Here is a 17,055-nt window from a genome sequence, read left to right on the forward strand (position 1 = left end):
CATCTAAGCGGAGAAGAGCCCGTTGATTAATCTCTGAAATACCAATAATCATGACACAGCTTTTACAAAGCCCTAGTGATATTCGGATAAAGTCCCGACACCACGAAGTGTAACTAAATGTAAAAGCCTGAGGTTTTGATGAACCACAAACGCGTAAAAATGCGTGATCATAAAAGTGAAGTAAACCTGTTTCGAAATCGAGTCATCGTTGCGTTTGTAGGGATCATGGTCTTTACCTTCGTTTTAATTGGAAACCTATACAGGCTCCAAGTTCAAGACTTCAAAAGTTACCAAACTCGAGCTGACGGTAACCGAATCAAGGTACTCCCTATCGCGCCAACGCGTGGGCTGATCTACGATCGCAATGGCGTATTACTCGCTGAAAACCAACTCATCTTTGATTTAATCATGATTCCAGAGAAAACGGATGATGTTGACACCATGCTCAGTAAGCTCAACAAATTCATCCCTCTTGATGATGAACAAATCGAGCGTTTCAAAAAGCGTTATCACAATACACGTCGTTTTAAGCCTGTGACCATTTTGGAAGATCTGAGCGAAGAAGAAATCGCCAAGTTTTCAGTTCAACAGTACCAATTCCCAGGTTTATCCATCGATACCAATCTCAAGCGTTTTTACCCAAGTGGCGAGATCCTTACCCACGTCTTAGGGTATGTCGCTCATATCAACGACAGTGACTTGAGAAAGCTTGATGAACAAGACAAAGAATCGAATTATCAAGCAACAACGGTTATCGGTAAGCTTGGTGTCGAACGATATTACGAAGACATACTTCATGGCACAAAAGGCTATCAAGAAGTTGAGGTAAATAGTCGCGGCCGTATTGTCAGAACCATTAAATATGTACCGCCAGTCGCGGGTAAAGACATTGTCCTTAACATCGACATTGAACTGCAAAAATACGTGTTCGACCAACTCGATAACCGAACTGGTAGTGCTGTGATTCTTGATCCTAAAGATAACAGTGTATTAGCAATGGCATCGAGCCCTAGCTATGACCCAAACCTGTTTGTGGACGGCATTTCGAGTAAAAACTATCAGACGTTATTGAATGATCCTGCCCACCCATTGGTAAATAGAACAACCTTGGGCGTGTACCCACCCGCTTCGACCGTCAAACCATTTATGGCCGTTGCTGGTCTGCAAGAACATGTTATCTCTGAACACACCATTCGTGACGATCATGGTTCATGGCAGATTCCCGGTTCTAAACCCAACTCGAAAGCATGGCGAGATTGGAAGCGTTGGGGTCACGGGCCTGTTGATGTTACACAAGCAATTGAAGAATCAGTGGATTCATTCTTCTATCAAACGGCCTTTGATTTAGGTATCGACCGCATTTCAACGTGGATGAACCGTTTTGGTTTTGGTAAGCCGACAGGCATCGATATCTACGAAGAAAGCAACGCCAACATGCCAACTCGTGATTGGAAAATGATGCGCTACCGTACGCCATGGTATCAAGGTGACACCGTGCCGATTGGTATTGGACAAGGCTATTGGACATCGACTCCATTGCAACTCGCTAAAGCAACGTCTGTATTGGTGAATCACGGTAAGGTAATGCCTCCCCACATCCTAAGGGCAACGTTAGATCATGGAGAAGATTTCGATACGCAAACGCTCGTTATGCCTGAGCAGATGACATCAATTGAAGAAGTGCCCGATGAGATTTGGGATGTACCAATCAATGCGATGAGACTGGTCAATAACGGAAGCCGAGGCAGTGGTCGAAGAGCTTTCAAAGGCGCTGACTATGTGAGCGGTGGTAAATCAGGTACAGCGCAAGTATTCGACTTAGCGAAGGATCAGGTTTACAACTCGAAGAAGCTAGCACGTCACCTACTCGACCACGCGCTTTATACCGCGTTTGCACCTTATGATAATCCTGAATACGTTGCGACAGTGGTTATTGAGCACGGTAACGGTGGTTCAAAAGTTGGCGCGCCATACATTCGTAAGGTACTCGATTATGCATTTGAGCATAAAAGCGGAGTGAGTAAAAACAAGTCATAGCTCATTACTTCTGACTTATGGCTTATGGCTTATGGCTTATGGCTTATTAGTTGTTAATAGCAATAAACACAAAGCCCCACTAATCATATGTGGGGCTTTCTTATTTCTTCTGAGATCTTAGTAAATCAAGTGAGTTAAGTTTGAGAATTGTTATCTGCGTAACACATGCCATGCCTCGCACAATGTCTGAAACTTAGCTGTGTTGCCTTCATCCCTATCGGGATGCCAACGTAGCGCAAGGCGTCGCCATCTTTTGCGAACCTCTTGTTGAGTAGCATCTATTGGCAACTCAAACAAACTGAGTGCATGGCTTCGGTCCATGTCCGTTTCACTTCCACCAACAAACTTCTTGTATCGAGTCCAAAACTCGTTCAAAAGCCTTTTGACTTCCCCCTCATCCGCCTCATAGTTGAGCCAGTTTATGTAGTAGTCACGTAATGGGTCTTGGAGGTCGATGGAATGAGTGCTGCCATGATAACGGCCGCTCATCAGTTCAATGTCCATGGCTTGAACCTGCAACCAACTGTCTGGATATAAGGTCTCTTGCAATTGATAGAGCGCATTCATGATTAAGAAGTTTTTCTTAAACAGCTCTTTTTCAGGTACGGGATCTAACACTGGCACCAAACCGAGATCATTAAGGTGTGCTGCCAAGGTATGCACTTTCCATCCACTTGGCTTTTGTTTGAGCACTTCCATAATTGGCCAAAGTAACGGGTTTTCCATATGTGTTTGGAAATTAGAGCTAATACCCTGATGACTTGGTGATTCTGGATTGTCTAACATAATAAAGTGGGCCCGTTACCATATGCATTTGAGTGTCTTATTAATTGAAAGCGATTTACGCCAGTTTGTCGAGTTTCAAATCAAATAAACATCAATCCGTTGCACCAGATATACAAAAGGCCAGCATTACGCTGGCCTTCAAGAATATACAGTTTAACTGATAAAAGCTTTAACTGATTAGATAACGCCAAGCTCTCTTAGACGTTCCATTAGGTATTCATTTGCCGTGTACTTTTCAGACAGAACCACTTCTGGTTTTGGGTGCAAGAATAGAGGCAAAGAAATACGTGATTTCTCTTGGCGAGCACCTGATGGATTGATTACACGGTGAGTCGTTGATGGGAAGTAACCACCAGACGCTTCTTGTAGCATGTCACCGATGTTGATGATCATGTTACCGAAATCACATGGCACATCAATCCACTCATCATTCTGAGATTTTACTTGAAGGCCAGGCTCGTTAGCCGCAGGCAGAACCGTTAGAAGGTTAATGTCTTCATGAGCTGCAGCACGGATCGCACCTGGTTCTTCATCACCTTGCATTGGTGGGTAGTGAAGAACACGAAGCAGTGTTTGTTCGCTGCCATTAATCATTTCAGAAAGCGCGATTGAGAACTTCTCTTGTACTTCTTTTGGTGCATGCGCTTCAACCCAACCTAGCAGCTCTTGAGCAAAAGCATTAGCACGTTGGTAGTAATCTAGAATCTGTTCTTTTAGCTGTTCAGGCATCTGACCCCAAGGGTATACGTGAAAGTACTCTTTGATGTCTTTTACAGTGTGGCCCTTTGCAACTTCAGACACTGAAGGTGGAAAATATCCATCTTGTGTTTCAACATTGAAGTGGAAGTTCTCTTTCTCTTCAGAAATGAAGAATTGGTACCAGTTCTCGTAAATTGACTCAACAAGCTCTTTCGGGATTGGGTGGTTCTTAAGAACACCAAAACCCGTTTCACGTAGAGAGCGAACAAATTGTTCTGCTGCGTCGTCAGCAAGGTAATCGACAGTTTCCAGTTTCATGACTTTTCTTTCTTGTTATGTAGTGATGCAACGATTTTAAGGATCGCTTTGTTGTAAATCAAACTTTTGTGAAACTCTCGCAACCGTTTGTCTAGATACTGGGCGATAACGCCGATTTTCAACAAATATGGTGATTAGAGCACAATTGAACACTGTTCATTATTGTGTAACTATACATGAAAATAATACAGGATCTGATGATGACAATTACGCCACTTGCTCAAAATAGACCTCTACTCTCACTAACTGCTGTCTATCTTGTTATCTTTCTCTTTTCAGCCTTTGCTCCGTCTTCAAGAGCCGTTTGGATCGCTGAGATTGTCCCTGCTCTCGGTATTCTTGTCGGGATATGGTGGCTATCCACCAAGCTGACCTTTTCAAAGACTGCTTACGTTCTGATGTTTATCTGGTTGGTTCTGCATACGATTGGCGCTAAGTACACCTTCGCTGAAGTCCCCTTTGATTGGTTTAATAACCTGATTGGATCTGAGCGCAATAACTTTGACCGCGTGGCGCATTTCTCTATTGGTCTTTATGCCTACCCACTCGCCGAGTATTTGATTCGTAAAAAACTGGCACAACCGGTATTGGCTTGCTTCTTTTCCTTATTTGCCATCATGAGTGTGGCAGCAGGTTATGAAATTATTGAGTGGTGGTATGCGGAGATTGCAGGTGGTGATGAAGGTATCGCATTCCTTGGTTCACAAGGTGATATTTGGGACGCGCAGAAAGACATGCTTTGCGATACAACAGGAGCGATAGCCTCGCTATTACTTCTCAAGCTTCAAGGGCGAGTCAGAGTTCATTGATAGTAGCCTTTGAACCTCAACTTCAATAACAGATTTGCAATGCCACACACATTATGTGCTGTGGCATTTTTTATTTCATCGTGCGCTTTCATTTTTTAGCTATCGTTTACTTCATCGTCACTTTGCCACCGATGAACTTGTATGCTGGCGTGCCTCGAACTAAAGTATCTCGTGCGAATTCGATACCGCACTCAGGGCAAACGCATGGTTCTGTCGTGAAATCTTCGACGATACGTTCCTTAAAGCACTTTACGAGCGCACCTTTGCCGCCTTTTCGATACTTGAAAAGTTGTGTCTTACATTTAGCGCAGAATATCTGAACCGTTTTGGTCGGTTGTTTCTTGTTAGGTTTAGCCATAGTAGTTAGTGATTAAGCTCTTTGTTTCTTAAGTTTAGGGGCGACAAGAACCAAGCTTATCCCAAGTAAAATGACAGTCGATGAGATAACAAATTGCATGGTGACAGGTTCAGATAGCAACAAAACGCCGCCAAGTGTCGCGATAACTGGAACGGAAAGCTGTGCAATGGATGCGATGACGGTATTCAGCTTCTTCACAACGTAATACCATAAGCTATAACCCACGCCAGAAGCCACTGAGCCCGACAGTACTGCGTAAATCAAACCTTGTTCAGTGATGGATATTTGCGATGCCACGCTAGGGATGACAGCTAACAAGCTTAGTGACACAAGGGTCGCTAACGAGCTAAATCCAAAGTTGGCAGTCGTAGATTGCAACGCGTTTGTGGATTTCTTGCCCGCCAGTGTATAAATGCCCCACCCAATTCCAGCCAGAGCCATCAATATAATGGAGGTTATATCTGGCGAACTTGTCGATTCTGTCGGCATGAGTAAGTAAACGAGCCCAGAAACAGACAACAAACAACCACACCACTCTAACAATGACATTCTGTTGCCAGCTAACAAGTGTGCGGTAATCATGGTGAACTGAACCGCGACGAACAGGACCAAAGCACCAAGCCCTGCCCCTAGCGTTAAATAGGCAAACGAGAAACCGAACATGTAAACGAGTAATGCCACTATGGCGGTCAAATCAAACTGAGAACGGACCTTCCTATACATCGGTGTGTTGTTGACCGCTTTATCTTGTTTGCGTTTGGCGTTTGAAGATAAGGTTAATAAAATTAATAGGGTAAGCGCACCCGATAAGATGCGCACGATCGAAAAACTCAAAGGATCAATCGTTTGATCCATCAAAGCCCAGCGACACAATACAGAATTGGCAGCAAATGCCACCAACGTAATAAATGTGATAATCACGGTTTGCATTGCGTTATCCTAATTGAGTAATCTCTGGTTTCAGTCAACGTCAGGTTTAACCCAAACTTGGCTAAAGTCGAACCATCCGAGTGCATTACACTTAGCGTTTTGCAGCGTACCGCATTGGTCTTTGTTTACGCCTAGCCAACAGTGGAACATCGGGATCAACTGATTGCTTTGCACAAGTTGTTTACCGAGTTGTCTTGCTGGGAATTGCTCAAACTCGCCCGAGCGCCAACGATCAATCATGTGACACCATTGGTCGAAGTCTTCTGCTGGACTAGATTCATCGAGAAAACTGTAATCCATTAACCAACCGGCCAGCGCATCATCTCTATTGTTGGCAATCCCCATTGGGTTTATCCAAATATCAACATTATCGGCGTGTGGAGGATCGGTTTCGTAACCAAAAAGCTCGACATCAACATTATATTGCTTCAACACGGTAACGATGGCTTTAGCGAGTGTAGGAAACATCGGGTGTTGGCATTGATACGCCAACCTCACGCTTGGTTTAGCGCTTGCTGGTGGACAAATTGGTGTTTTTAACTTGATGTCATACCAACCGGGTTTGATTCCGTAAGCATGCAGCACACCCAAATCGATAACCGTTTCTTTTGGAATATGCACAAACAGGTCTGAAGCGTTCAAAGCATTCGATAGGAACTCTGCCCATGCTGGATCTTGTGCGATGCCCTTCTTTCTATTCAATAATAAATACGTACAGCCCGGATCAAGTTCAACTTCATCGCTGTCACCACGGTCTGCAATTACTGGCTTAGAAAGGCTTGGGTAAACCATTGATGAATAAGCCTCATCGACCACCCAAACTTCAACGCGGTCAATCAACGGCCTAAAACCAAAGTATCCATTGAAAGCGGTTAACACGAGTTGTTTTTCGTCGTTTTTTTCAATGCGATAAGGGCCTGTACCAATTGGGCGAATATCGTAATCTTCACCACGTAAAATCATCGGCAGAGTCACTTTTGCGACTGACTCAGTTAGCGCGAGTGGGAAGTATTTATCGGGACGCGTTAAAAAGACATCAACCACGCAATTGGCCGGTGATGAGACATCTTTAATATGAGAGAACATATTGAGTGGCTCGAGCAACAGAAGCGTATCCACAACGTGACTGGTTAACAGCGGTTCTCCGTTATGAAAACGAACCCCCGGTCTTAAGAAGAATCTCCATTGGTGGTCATTAATCTTTTGCCATGAATGAGCGAGATCAGGCTGTAACTGATCGTTCTCATCGAGGCGCGTTAACCCACTGAACACCTGACACGTGATGTGTTGTTCAGAGCGTCGCATCGATTTAGTTGGGTTAAGCATGGAAAGTGGACGGTAGTAAGGCAAACGAATAACTTGTTCACCTTCTTGATACTGTACGCCCAAGTAATTTTGAATCACTTGAGTCAGCTTGGCTGCATTGTGGTCAAGTACCGACAATGCTTGCCCAATTTTACCTTCTTCTAAGTAGCGGCGTGCTAGGTTTTCGCTTACATCACAACGGTTCTGCTTAAAGATAAGTTGAGACAACTTACCTCGCCCCGCTGCAGGTAACCACTCTACCCAACCCTCTTCTTCGAGTTTGTTAAGCACCATTCTGGCATTACGACGGGTACAACAGAGCACATCTGTTATGTCGTCGAGCTGAACATCAGAATCTTTACCATCAAAGAATTCAAACAGGGTTTCAAATTGAACGCGAAGTCTTGGGCTACTCATAAAGAGGAAAACTTATTCAAAGGATATTGAATTCAGTTTCCCTATTTTACGAGTCAAAATCAATCGAACTTATGATTTTTTAAGAAGAGATTATGAATAGGAGTCGGTTTAGCAGCCATAATAGGAAGCGAAAGGCTTGAATAAACGCTGTTATAACCTGTAATTACATCACATCGCAGCCGATTTCGGTGGCGATGTCGCGGAGCTGTTGTTCATTGTCTAATTTAATCGACCATTTGCACTCAGAACCATTGGCCGAAATAACGTTTGCCCCTTTTCCGATCAGTTGAATCGCATCAACTTGTGCTTGCAGTGTAACTCTATGCTCACCATCCAAACGAACGACCAACTCATGCGCCGTTGCAATGACTTTTCCACTTTTAAACGTTATGACCATGGATTTCTCTAACTAAAATAAACAGTTTGTATATGAGGTTCATAAACTGAGGGTGGATTGGTTCCTGTCCCAGCCTTTGTTACCGAATTAGCGTTTGTGCTTCTTCACTGCAATGGTTAAACGGCTTGTACAGACTAAGCGTTGACGCTCATCTGTGATGTTTATCTGCCATACTTGGGTAGACACACCAAGGTGAATAGGCTCGGCAGTACCGATAACGTGCCCTTCGCGCATCGAACGAACGTGGTTGGCATTAATCTCTAATCCAACGCAATAGTAACCATCAGGAACGCAGAAGTTTGCCGCCAATGAGCCAAGCGTTTCTGCTAACACGACCGACGCACCGCCATGAAGCATGCCAAGTGGTTGGTGCGTAAAATGACAAACCGGCATGGTTGCTACCAAGGAGTTGTCGTTAACCTCGGTATAAACAATGTTGAGGTGCTCAATTAAGGTATTTTTTGAGGTCGCGTTGAAGGTATCTAGGTCAACGGGCTTTTTCCAAATACTCATGTGGGTTCCTTAATTATTGACTTTGTTAGTGCGTGAGCTGCTTTAGTAAAGCTAATGGTGTCCTTGATCTTAAAGAAAGCTATGTTCTTAAAGACAATAGTTATCTTACAGCTATTAGTTATTACGCAAGTTGATGTTAACATGCATAAAAACCGAATACACAGAGGATATTGTATGACGTCATGGACGAAGTTTGCCTCGCTTCTCACTCTTGCAGGCCTAACCGCGTGTAGCGCTTCCCCGACAGGAAGAAACCAATTGCTGCTTTTTTCAGATCAAGATATGTCTCAGCTTGGAGCACAGTCTTTTGAACAAATGAAGAAAGAGCAGCCAATCAGTAAAGATGCAAAAACCAACGCTTATGTTCAGTGTGTAGCGAACAGTATTACTCAACACATTCCTAAGCAAGGCTTTAGTGAATGGGAAGTTGTTGTTTTTGATAGCGACCAAGTCAACGCGTTCGCCCTGCCTGGCGGAAAAATTGGTGTCTACACGGGTTTGCTTAATGTTGCGGTTAACCAAGACCAATTGGCGACGGTTATCGGACACGAAGTGGCGCACGTTCTCGCTGATCACAGTAATGAGCGTCTATCTCAGTCTCAAATCGCTAATACTGGCCTATCTATTACTAGCGTCGCGTTAGGCGCATCAGAATACAAACAGTATCAGGGTATGACGATGGCTGCGTTAGGCTTAGGTGTTCAATACGGTGTTGTTCTACCTTATGGCCGAACTCAAGAGTCTGAAGCTGATATTGTAGGCTTAGAGTACATGGCTCAAGCTGGGTTCGATCCAAAACAAAGTGTCGATTTGTGGCAAAACATGGCGAAAGCATCAGGTGGAAACCAACCTCCCGAATTACTTTCTACGCACCCTTCCCACAATACGCGTATTAAAGATCTGCAAGCGAAAATAAAAACGTTACCTCAATCTGGAACATCAAGGCCAGATTGCAAAGCGTAACCTGATGCTAGATTAAATTAAGAGCCTCAAATACAAAAACGCCCTATCTATATCGGTAGGGCGTTTTTAGTGCATAAAGTTAACGAGTTATTCGCCCCGCGTTAACTGACAGATTAAGTGCCTAGAATTTGTAGCGGTAAGCTTAATAGCTGATCGCCAGTAGAAGCAAAGTACCAGATAACGCCGATTAAACTGCTCACTAAGCCCACATACCAAAGGAATGATACGACTTGGCCGTATTTGTCTAAAGGCAATAAATGACTGTGGTGTCGTCCTTTCCATTCGAATAGAATTTCCACACTGCCCATGATCAATAAGAAACCAAACAAGGTTAGATTCAGCTGGTAACTCAACACGACGCCAGCAACCGCTGCTGCCACACAAAGCACAATGCCAAGCACACTGTTCATCGAGAAACTGATACTTTTCAGCACATGCCCGCCATCAAGAGGCAAAATCGGCAGTAGATTGAACAGGTTTAACAAGGCGTTAAATACCGCAAGTCCGGCAAAGAACATCTCGCCAGTCGCCCAGTACAACACCATAAATATCAACGACAATATCAAGCCAAACAGTGGTCCCATGATCGAGATAACCACATCTTGCCATCGTGTATTAATCTTTTCGTCGGATAAAGCCAAGCCACCAAGGAACGGGATTAAATAGATGCCTTTGGTCTTCATACCAAAGTATTTCATTGCTCTGATATGACCATATTCATGAAACATCAGGCAAGCGATCAAGGCCAAAGCGAACTGAATTGAAAAGAGCCATGAATAAGCCGCTAAACTCGCAGAAGCAAGTACCACTTTAATCAACTTAGCACTCTTCAGCGCTTTCATTCCCAGCGACACTAAACCAATCAAACTAAAACGTTTCTCAGGCTTAGGTGCTACAACGGGAGTTTGTTGCTCGATATCTTTAGTATTGCGATTACCTTCGGTGATGGTTTGGCCATTAACGGACGCTTTGTACGTCATCTCAAATGGTTGCCATTGAACCAATGCCTCAACGTGACACTGCAACGTTTCCTCACCAGATCGGAGCGTAAAAGTATGCGTTCTCGCATCATCTTGATCTGTAGTTGCATCCAACTGAGACACCAACGTGTTATCCCAAAATAACTGTTGCCACCCTGCCATTGACCCCTCTAAACGAAGCGGTTTACCAAGAAACTCTATCGCGAGTAATTCCAAACTAAATTTCCAATTTAATGACTTTCTAAATGAACCAACATTATGCCGATTTAGCGATCAGCGGTAAACATAAACAAAGTTGTTACATATTGAGCAATTGAGCACTATTTGTACCAATAGCCAATATAAACATTCTGGTCACACCTCCAACCACGCATAAATTATTGATTGTAGTTATATTATTAGTGTTAGAGTGCCGCCCCTTAAAAATATTACTTCACAAAATGATAACTCATTCTTTGACTTTATATGAAATTTGAATTTAACATGCCGTTTACATTAGAGCTTAAACACCAACAATGCTCAGTGTGTTTTCAACAATAAGAATGAGATTTGATGCCCTAGGAGGGTCAAGGATGAAAACAATACAACGCTCTCTCGTTTCGCTTTCTGTGCTATTTGCATGTAATTCACTTGCGGCTGGTTTCCAAGTTGCTGAGCATTCTGCCTCAGGTCTTGGTCGCGCATTTTCAGGTGAAGGTGCAGTAGCCGATAACGCGAGTGTACTAGCGAGAAACCCCGCCGCAATGACCCTATTTGATACAGCCCAATTTTCAGGCGCGGTTTCTATCGTTGATCCAGAGGTTGACGTTACTCAAACCAAAATCAATGACAACGATTTCAACCAAAAATCATCAGATGTCGCTCCTTTACAAATCGTCCCTGCTGCTTATTACATTAGTCCTATCAACGACAAATGGGCTTGGGGAATTGGCATGTTTACGACTTACGGAGTGGCCACTGATTACCCCGATGATATTTATGCAGGTGATTTGGCAGGTGACACATCACTAATTTCAGTCAACTTAAACCCGAATATCGCGTACAGAGTTAACGATAGTTTTAGTGTTGGAGCTGGCGTTAACTTTGTTTATGCAGAAGCCGAACTCAACAGACACAAAGGCAGCCTTCCTGTTGGTGGCTCACCACGCGACAAATTGATCTCGATGACTGGTGAGACTTTTGCTTTTGGTTGGAATGTGGGCGCGTTGTATGAACTTAACGAGTACAACCGTTTTGGATTTGGTTACCGATCGTCCGTTGAACTCGATTTTGATGACGGTGAGTTCACTGACTACACAGGTTTAAAAATGGAAAACGGCGCTCCTGGCAAAACCACAGGCCGCCTTGAAATTGAACTGCCTGATATCTTCGAGTTATCAGCTTTTCATCAACTCAACGATGCTTGGGCAATACACTATGGTTGGCAGTTAACTAAGTGGAGTAAGTTCAAAGAGTTAAAAGCTACAAGTTCAGATTGTAAAAATAACGAATGTTTCTTAAAAACCGAACATTACGAAGACAATCAAAGATGGTCTGTAGGTGCAACTTACATGGTTAATCAAAGCTGGACTCTACGTGCAGGTTTGGCATATGACGAGCAAGCTGGTGAAGCGACATTAAGTATCCCGGACAGCGATCGTATGTGGTATTCAGCAGGTCTAACTTACGCAATATCAGAAAACATGACCGTCGATGCTGCATTTGCCCTAGTACAAAGTGAAAGTGGTTCGTTTACCGAAACTGATGCGGCAGGACAAAAGCTTACATTTGATGCTGAGGGCGTTGCTTACCTTTCAGCGATACAACTTAACTACACCTTCAACTAACCGTACGGGAATAATTACATGAACAACAAATTTTCTTTATCTCTCGTATGCTCGGCATTACTACTTGCTGGCTGTGGAGACAACAGTGAAAGCTCTGGCGATTCAACAGCAGCACCTTATTCCGATGCAATCAACCAATCATTAGCTAGAAGTTCAAAAATTAGCTTCACTCTGTTAGGTAATGAAGCGGATGTACCTCTTCCCTCTTTCTTTCTATTCGATACCAATGACCACACATTGAACATTCCGCTAGATGCAAATTCAACGGGGTTACTGAATGATCCAAAAGTAGCGATGGGAGAAGCTGATGGTTGGAGTACTATCATGCCATTTACTATTAATGTGAATCTTCCTAGTGACAGAACGTTGAAGAATGATGTCGTGATGATGGGTACGACACCGTTTAGCGCGCACCTAAATGCCGGTGTAAAAGTTGCTAAAGTGGATGTTGACCTCAGCACCGGTGTCATGTCTAACTTTACTGCGCTAACTGCTGGCGTTGACTACTTAGTGGCATCTAGCGATTTTAAGACCATACAAGTTTTACCTCTTAAAGGTTTAGACCCTAGCTCTGACTACATCTATGCATTAACTGACTCAATTATTGATAGCGCAGATGAACCACTTGGAACATCAAGCTCCTACGCGTCTTTAAAAACGACAGATATAGACCAAGCAGGCTCGCTCGATTTACCACAAAAAATCATCCATCAAGTTGAAGCGTTATTCGCTGGCTATGGTGAAGTGTCAAGTTCAGATGAGATCATCTATTCATCTTGGTTTACGACGGCTTCAGCTGGTAACGTTATGAACGGGACCAAAGCTGCAATTGCACAAACGATTAGTCCCGCAGTTACCCCTTCTGATATATGGAAGAACCTAGCGAATCCAAATAATATTTCGGTAGCTGATCTCGACAAGCTGTATACATTTACAGTTGATGGAGCGAAACAGGATTTTGCTACAGCTGTACAAGCTGACGCGATGTTTAAGAGTGCATTTGGTGACGATGCTGCTACACAATTAGCGGCTGGTTACAATGCTAACTTCTCAGCACCAGCTGCTGCTTCTATTCAAGTGTATAGAGGAACAGTTGAGCTACCATACTTCTTGTCCGATTCATTAACAGACGATGAGTGGAAAACAACGCCTTGGCGTAGTGCTATGCCTAGTGTTTTAACCATCTTGAATGTACTCAGCTCAGGAAGTGACGCGGACAAAGCAGCCGTTGCTACACAGCTAGCAGGTTTAGGGATCACTGAGCCCGCTACTCAACTCTATCAAGCAGAGTACCAACAATTACTCATTGGAGAAAAGTTAACCCTCGCAGATGGAGAACAGTTAGACAGCGCGCGTATCATGACCAAATACAGCGCTGTACCGCAAATTCGAGCAGTAAAGTCAGTGCCGTTCGTTATGTTTGTGCCTGAAGGAGTAGCTATCGACAGCAGTTTACCAATTTTGCAGTACCAACACGGTATCACTAGTATCAAAGAGAGTGCTTACGCTTTCGCGATTCAGCATATTGGCGGCGCACTTACTGGAACTGCACCATACAAACCCTATGCAATTATCGCTATCGACCAACCACTTCACGGTCAACGCGCACTAAGTACGGATGTCGTTACGACACCAACAACACCTACCGTATACATGAATCTTGAGTACTTGCCTGTTGCTCGAGACAATATTCGCCAAAGTGCAATTGATGGGCTTGGGGTTCGCTTTGCTTTAAATTCAGCTACAGATGCTGCATTCAGTAACCTAGATAAAACCAATGTATCTCTATTTGGGCATTCTATTGGGGCTATTACAGGAATTAGCTCCTACACGGTTGGTAACACTGAGTTGAATTCTGCAATCGACTCTATGTTTAGCTATACAAGTGCTACCCTTGCTAACCCTGGTGGAGGCATTGCACCGTTCTTGCTAAATTCAGGTTCTTTCTCGCCAGAGATCAAGCATACGGTCAGCCTATCAAGTGTAACCGAGTACCAAGCACACTATACAAGTAACTGTGCGCCAGTAAGTAAGTCTGGTGGTGTATGCTTTGCCGAATATTACACTGCTTTAAGTAGTGATAGTGCTTCTACTTCAGACAAGGCTATCAAAGCGACAATCGACTCTACCCAGACTTCATTCATGTATGCTGCTCAAACAGTTCTAGATAATGTTGACCCTTACAACATTGCCTCTACCACTTCGGGACCGGTATTTGGTATTCAAGCCGACGGTGACGAAACAATACCAAACTCTGTTGCTGAGATCCCAACAGCTGGAACCGAACCACTGTTTAAAAAGTTATCATTGGTTAATACTGCACTGGACTCTTCGGGAGACAAGCTGGCTTCGTATTTTGACAAATCATCATCAGAGGCTGAGCACTCTACTGTAATTTCTCAGCAAAATGCTGGTGACGCAGCAGCCAACGCAGAAATGACCTCGCAAATTGTACAATTTACCTTATCGCAGGGGACTGGCATTGCAAGCGTAACCGCTGGCTTGTTAGATGCGAGCAAGTAATAAGCGTATGATCAAAAGTTAATTAAACCAAATGCCAGCCTAACCGCTGGCATTTTTGTCTCTGTCGTTCGAACAATTCCCCTAGTTAACCGTTTGCATAAACCTTTAATACACAAATGGTTGATCTCAGCTAAAATTAATCAAGACAGAATACCGTACGACCTCTTTCTTTATTGTAAATAAAGTGGATAATAGCCCCGTAATTTAATACCTAATAAATGTGAGTCCATTATGTCTTCTGAAGCTACGATGCTAGAACGCTGCCAATCTAAATGTGAACTATGTGGTTCTGATTCTTCTCTTACTGCATACGCAGTGCCGCCACACAGCCACGTAACAGTGGATCACGGCATCATGGTATGTGACAAATGTCTTGGTGAGATTGACGATCCTAAAGATATCAACCACTGGCGTTGCCTAAGCGACAGCATGTGGAGTCAAGAAGCACCAGTTCAAGTAACTGCATGGCGTCAACTTACTCGTCTGAACTCTGAAAGCTGGGCTCAAGACGCGCTAGACATGATGTACCTTGAAGAAGAAACGTCAGTTTGGGCACAAATCGGCATGTCTGCTGATGATAAGCCTCTTGACGTGAACGGCGTTGAACTTAAAAAAGGTGACGACGTAACAGTAATCAAAGACCTGCCAATCAAAGGTACTAACCAAGTGATTAAGCAAGGTACTGTTATCCGTGGTATCAGCGTTGGTGACGATCCTAAGCTTGTTTCTGGTAAAACAAACGGCGGTCAATCAATGTACGTAATCGCTGAGTTCTGCCGTAAGAAGTAATCTTACTGTTAGAAAGTGATAGAAAACAAAAAGGCGCTGATTAGCGCCTTTTTTACACCTCAAGTTCTTACAACTTGAAGCTATCAATAAGGTGCTCTCGATAGTTCTTAATGACCGACACTAAAGAACCTTTTATTCCGCTGATTTGTTTTGAGTGCGGACACCATAATGCAAAGCCAAACTTGAAACCTTCTACCATCTGTTCGGAACGAATAGGTTCTATCGAGTATTTTGAAAACTCCAAATCAGTAAAAAAGGCCTTAGGTAACAATGACCAACCCAACCCTTCTTCGAGCATTTTGATAATCAAAACCAGCTGGTCGATTTCTTCATAATCAGAGCTCACAATAATCTTTTCTGACATTCCTTCTTCAATCAAAGATCTCAATACAAACTGCTTCGAATTGCGGAGTGCCACAAGGACTTCATCTTTGCTCAAGGTAGATAACTCTCCACCTTTTTGCGCAAATGGAAAGAATTCGAAATGCCCTAGAAAAGTGGCATCTAAGCTGTGCATTGCACGGCTATCATGAACATTAACCAGGCCAAAATGGTACTCGCCAGTCTGTAACCCTACTTTAATTTCTTTCTTATTCCTGACGAGGAAATTTACTCGCATCATCGGAAAATCGTGTTTTAACTGCTTACGAATATCCACCAGCACACGTTGAGGAATTACGCTAGAGTAAGCAATCGTAATGTTTTCTAATCCGCCATAGGACAGACTCAACGCAACCTTGTCAAAAGTCCTAGCTTGTTCAATCGTCTGTTTCGCGTAGTGATAAAGAAGGTGCCCGTCGTCGGTCGGCTCAACAGAGCGGCCGACTCTTTCAAAAAGATTAACTGCGAGATGATCTTCCAAGTTAGTAATAACTTGTCCAATAGTCGTTCTGTGCTTGTTAAGCTTTACTGCTGCTTTACTAAATGACCGTTGCTCATAAACGGTCACAAACGCGAGGAGTTGTTCAATACTAAAATTCATTCGATTGCACTGGCTTTCTTGATTATCTCTTTAAGTTATCACGAAATGCTCTGTTTGCACTTTTTGAGGACAACAAAGACAAATAAGATCGGCTATACGAGCGCGATTTGTCTAATTTGTAATCATTACCCATCTATATAGACCATAGTTTTCCTACTTTTGATGGATCCGGTCCTCTATAAGCGATTATCCAAATGGTGCCAACTGCTTTATCGTTCTGCCTATCAGAACGAATAGAGACCAACACCATGAACACAATGCCACATGAACTCGTGTGGGGTGAAATCTACTTCCCACCGCTGTTACTGGTTATCGCGCTCGCTTATATGCTGACGATTTTGACTGGTTCAATAGCAACCAAGTTCGGACTGCACAAATATGTCGCCTTTCCTGCATTAGCAGAAAGGCTCTTCTCCGCTTAGA

The 17,055-nt window shown here is 43.5% G+C and carries 16 protein-coding genes; 7 read left to right on the forward strand and 9 right to left on the reverse strand.

Features of this window, described 5'->3' with window-relative positions:
• Nucleotides 1–138 precede the first annotated feature (138 nt).
• Nucleotides 139–2,037 (forward strand): penicillin-binding protein 2, encoded by a 1,899-nt coding sequence (gene mrdA, locus BCT49_RS04040; protein ID WP_102434244.1) that lies wholly within the window; start codon nt 139–141, stop codon nt 2,035–2,037.
• A gap of 150 nt (nt 2,038–2,187) precedes the next feature.
• Here the strand turns inward: mrdA and BCT49_RS04045 are convergent, their stop codons facing one another.
• Together BCT49_RS04045 and BCT49_RS04050 are read right to left on the reverse strand one after the other, a co-directional pair.
• On the reverse strand, nt 2,188–2,823 hold the full coding sequence (locus BCT49_RS04045; protein ID WP_102434245.1) for a DNA-J related domain-containing protein: 636 nt from the start codon (nt 2,821–2,823) through the stop codon (nt 2,188–2,190).
• Between the two features lie 177 nt (nt 2,824–3,000).
• Complete coding sequence (locus tag BCT49_RS04050; protein ID WP_102434246.1) at nt 3,001–3,840, reverse strand: isopenicillin N synthase family dioxygenase; 840 nt, start codon at nt 3,838–3,840, stop codon at nt 3,001–3,003.
• 200 nt (nt 3,841–4,040) lie between these two features.
• Between BCT49_RS04050 and BCT49_RS04055 the strand changes: the two genes are divergently transcribed.
• Entirely contained in the window at nt 4,041–4,649 is a 609-nt protein-coding gene (locus BCT49_RS04055; protein ID WP_102434247.1) for a DUF2238 domain-containing protein, read from the forward strand.
• A gap of 106 nt (nt 4,650–4,755) precedes the next feature.
• Here the strand turns inward: BCT49_RS04055 and BCT49_RS04060 are convergent, their stop codons facing one another.
• The 5 genes from BCT49_RS04060 to BCT49_RS04080 form a co-directional block, all read right to left on the reverse strand.
• Nucleotides 4,756–5,007 carry a hypothetical protein gene (locus tag BCT49_RS04060; protein ID WP_102250464.1) on the reverse strand — a complete coding sequence of 84 codons (252 nt, stop codon included), beginning with the start codon at nt 5,005–5,007 and terminating at the stop codon, nt 4,756–4,758.
• Between the two features lie 12 nt (nt 5,008–5,019).
• Complete coding sequence (locus tag BCT49_RS04065) at nt 5,020–5,937, reverse strand: DMT family transporter (RefSeq protein ID WP_102434248.1); 918 nt, start codon at nt 5,935–5,937, stop codon at nt 5,020–5,022.
• Nucleotides 5,938–5,967: 30 nt separating this feature from the next.
• Complete coding sequence (locus BCT49_RS04070; RefSeq protein ID WP_102434249.1) at nt 5,968–7,659, reverse strand: SgrR family transcriptional regulator; 1,692 nt, start codon at nt 7,657–7,659, stop codon at nt 5,968–5,970.
• A gap of 163 nt (nt 7,660–7,822) precedes the next feature.
• Nucleotides 7,823–8,056: a DUF3389 domain-containing protein gene (locus BCT49_RS04075; RefSeq protein ID WP_076678655.1), complete on the reverse strand. Its 234-nt coding sequence runs from the start codon at nt 8,054–8,056 to the stop codon at nt 7,823–7,825.
• An 87-nt stretch (nt 8,057–8,143) separates the two neighbouring features.
• Complete coding sequence (locus BCT49_RS04080) at nt 8,144–8,569, reverse strand: hotdog fold thioesterase (RefSeq protein WP_102434250.1); 426 nt, start codon at nt 8,567–8,569, stop codon at nt 8,144–8,146.
• 174 nt (nt 8,570–8,743) lie between these two features.
• Between BCT49_RS04080 and BCT49_RS04085 the strand changes: the two genes are divergently transcribed.
• Nucleotides 8,744–9,532: a M48 family metallopeptidase gene (locus BCT49_RS04085; RefSeq protein WP_102434251.1), complete on the forward strand. Its 789-nt coding sequence runs from the start codon at nt 8,744–8,746 to the stop codon at nt 9,530–9,532.
• A gap of 113 nt (nt 9,533–9,645) precedes the next feature.
• On the opposite strand, the gene BCT49_RS04090 is transcribed toward BCT49_RS04085, so the two are convergent.
• Entirely contained in the window at nt 9,646–10,728 is a 1,083-nt protein-coding gene (locus BCT49_RS04090) for a site-2 protease family protein (RefSeq protein WP_029223684.1), read from the reverse strand.
• A 356-nt stretch (nt 10,729–11,084) separates the two neighbouring features.
• Here BCT49_RS04090 and BCT49_RS04095 point away from each other — a divergent pair, with 356 nt between their 5' ends.
• The 3 genes from BCT49_RS04095 (at nt 11,085) to BCT49_RS04105 (ending at nt 15,650) form a co-directional block, all read left to right on the forward strand.
• On the forward strand, nt 11,085–12,338 hold the full coding sequence (locus tag BCT49_RS04095; RefSeq protein ID WP_102434252.1) for an outer membrane protein transport protein: 1,254 nt from the start codon (nt 11,085–11,087) through the stop codon (nt 12,336–12,338).
• An 18-nt stretch (nt 12,339–12,356) separates the two neighbouring features.
• The gene (locus BCT49_RS04100; RefSeq protein ID WP_102434253.1) at nt 12,357–14,861 is read left to right on the forward strand and encodes a VolA/Pla-1 family phospholipase; all 2,505 of its coding nucleotides are present in this window, start codon (nt 12,357–12,359) and stop codon (nt 14,859–14,861) included.
• Between the two features lie 231 nt (nt 14,862–15,092).
• Nucleotides 15,093–15,650: a PhnA domain-containing protein gene (locus tag BCT49_RS04105; RefSeq protein ID WP_017111983.1), complete on the forward strand. Its 558-nt coding sequence runs from the start codon at nt 15,093–15,095 to the stop codon at nt 15,648–15,650.
• 67 nt (nt 15,651–15,717) lie between these two features.
• On the opposite strand, the gene BCT49_RS04110 is transcribed toward BCT49_RS04105, so the two are convergent.
• Nucleotides 15,718–16,632, reverse strand: coding sequence for a LysR family transcriptional regulator (locus tag BCT49_RS04110; protein WP_076670331.1), 915 nt, complete (start codon nt 16,630–16,632; stop codon nt 15,718–15,720).
• Nucleotides 16,633–16,880: 248 nt separating this feature from the next.
• On the opposite strand from BCT49_RS04110, the gene BCT49_RS04115 reads away from it, so the two are divergent.
• Entirely contained in the window at nt 16,881–17,054 is a 174-nt protein-coding gene (locus BCT49_RS04115) for a DUF1656 domain-containing protein (RefSeq protein WP_102434254.1), read from the forward strand.
• The last annotated feature ends 1 nt before the right edge of the window (nt 17,055 follow it).

This window comes from Vibrio lentus (assembly GCF_002875945.1).
Lineage (GTDB): Bacteria > Pseudomonadota > Gammaproteobacteria > Enterobacterales > Vibrionaceae > Vibrio > Vibrio apostichopi.